1 protein-coding gene is annotated in these 286 nt (G+C 62.6%); it reads left to right on the forward strand.

The window, feature by feature from the left end; genetic code table 11:
• Window positions 1-34: 34 nt before the first annotated feature.
• Entirely contained in the window at window positions 35-259 is a 225-nt protein-coding gene (locus tag EOC06_RS38890; protein ID WP_128310195.1) for a hypothetical protein, read from the forward strand.
• Window positions 260-286: the final 27 nt, after the last annotated feature.

Consider the following 286-nt stretch of genomic DNA (forward strand, 5'->3'; position numbering starts at 1 on the left):
GGAAACTCTCATCAACACCAGATGAGGACACGACATGAACGCCACCTACCGCAACGACTTCACCAAGCGCGTCAACGCAGCCAAGACGATCTTCATCCCGGCCTATGTGGGCAGCGGCCGCGAAAACCTCATCAGCCATGCCGCCTTCGTCGAGTTCGACAAGGAAGCCAAGGCCAAGCTGGCCGCTCGCGAGATCGACACGCAGGACTACCTCAATTGCCGCGCCTTCATCGGCCACGCGGTCAACGGCCCGGCCTGAACCCTCGCCACCCCCTTCCGCCCCCAG

It is taken from the genome of Mesorhizobium sp. M7A.F.Ca.MR.362.00.0.0, from assembly GCF_004023175.1.
Taxonomy (GTDB): Bacteria; Pseudomonadota; Alphaproteobacteria; order Rhizobiales; family Rhizobiaceae; genus Mesorhizobium.

Bases quoted from the DNA above. Each gene is read 5' to 3' on its own strand.
- EOC06_RS38890 (WP_128310195.1), top strand. From the start codon at position 35: ATGAACGCCACCTACCGCAACGACTTCACCAAGCGCGTCAACGCAGCC.